Raw genomic sequence first — 1,888 nt, forward strand, 5'->3', positions numbered from 1 at the left:
CCAGCAGAACATAGAGATGAGTCTCGTTTAATGGTGCTAAACAAAAAAGAGGGTACTATAGAGCACAAATTGTTTAAAGATGTTATTAATTACTTTGATGAAGGTGATGTAATGATGTTAAACAATACCAAAGTTTTTCCTGCAAGAATGTACGGAAACAAAGAAAAAACAGGTGCAAGAATTGAAGTTTTCTTATTAAGAGAATTAAATGCAGAAAACAGATTGTGGGATGTTTTAGTAGATCCTGCAAGAAAAATAAGAATTGGTAATAAACTATTTTTTGGTGAAGATGATAGTTTAGTAGCAGAAGTTATAGACAATACAACGTCTAGAGGAAGAACATTACGTTTTTTATTTGATGGTTCTTATGAAGAGTTTAGAGCAAAATTACTAGAATTAGGTGAAACACCTTTGCCAAAAGAAATTGATAGAGAAGTAGAAGCTTCAGATGAAGAACGTTACCAAACTATTTTTGCAAAACATGAAGGTGCAGTTGCTGCACCAACAGCAGGTTTACACTTTTCTAAACACTTATTAAAGCGTTTAGAAATTAAAGGTGTAGATTTTGCAGAAATGACATTGCATGTTGGTTTGGGTACTTTTAGTTCTGTAGAAGTAGAAGATTTATCGAAACATAAAATGGATTCTGAACAGATTATTATACCTGAAAGTTCAGCAAAAAGAATTAACAAAGCAAAAGCAGAAAAAAGAAGAGTTTGTGCTGTAGGTACTACAGTAATGAGAACTGTAGAATCTTCAGTTTCTTCGAACCAGCAATTAAATGCTTTTGAGGGTTGGACCAATAAATTTATTTTTCCTCCTTATGAATTTAGTATTGCCAATTCTATGATTACCAATTTCCATGCTCCAAAATCTACATTAATGATGCAAGCAGCAGCATTTGCTGGTTACGATTTTTTAATGGAAGCTTATAAAGAAGCCGTAAAGGAAGGTTATAGATTTTCTACTTACGGAGATGCGATGTTAATCATATAAAAATATAATTCATTACTATTTATAAAACTGGCAATTTAATAATTGTCAGTTTTTTTTTATGGATTTACAGACTTATCCAGTATCCTTAAAAACATCAAAAATATATGCGTATTTTTGCAAACATAATTTTATAAGACCAAAATAACTAAACTTGACGAAGAAGAAAGACATAAGAGCACTTACAAAAGAACAATTAAGAACTTTTTTTGTAGAAAATGGAGACAAAGCTTTTCGTGGAAATCAAGTGTATGAATGGCTTTGGAGTAAATCTTTACACACTTTTAAAGATATGACTAACATTTCTAAAGAGACTAGAGAAATGTTAGAAGCCAATTTTGTAATCAACCACATTAAGGTAGATTCTATGCAAAAAAGTAAAGATGGCACTATAAAAAACGGAATAAAATTACACGATGGTTTGGTGGTAGAATCTGTTTTAATTCCTACAGAAAAAAGAACAACAGCTTGTGTGTCTAGTCAAGTTGGTTGCAGTTTAGATTGCAAGTTTTGTGCAACTGCACGTTTAAAAAGAATGCGTAATTTAAATCCTGATGAAATTTACGATCAAGTTGTAGTTATAGACAAACAGAGTAGATTGTATCATAATCATAAACTAACAAATATTGTTTTTATGGGGATGGGAGAACCTCTAATGAATTATAAAAACGTATTAAAATCGATAGAGATGATTACTTCTCCAGAAGGTTTAGGGATGTCATCAAAAAGAATAACAGTATCTACTTCTGGTGTGCCAAAGATGATTAAAAAAATGGCAGATGAAGAAGTAAAATTTAACTTAGCGGTTTCTTTACACTCTGCAATCGATGAAGTTAGAACATCCATAATGCCATTTAATACCAATTTTCCTTTAAAAGATTTACGCGAATCTTTA

Annotated in this window: 2 protein-coding genes; both read left to right on the forward strand. The window is 31.1% G+C overall.

Annotation, left to right across the window (positions count from 1 at the left end; translation table 11 throughout):
• Window positions 1–996 (forward strand): tRNA preQ1(34) S-adenosylmethionine ribosyltransferase-isomerase QueA (gene queA / locus ACTG3S_RS04415; protein WP_439128162.1); only part of this gene is annotated, 996 nt, incomplete at its 5' end.
• 151 nt (window positions 997–1,147) lie between these two features.
• The coding region (rlmN, locus tag ACTG3S_RS04420; protein ID WP_439128163.1) for a 23S rRNA (adenine(2503)-C(2))-methyltransferase RlmN at window positions 1,148–1,888 on the forward strand (741 nt) is incomplete at its 3' end.

This window comes from Polaribacter sp. (genome assembly GCF_965656025.1).
GTDB lineage: Bacteria > Bacteroidota > Bacteroidia > Flavobacteriales > Flavobacteriaceae > Polaribacter.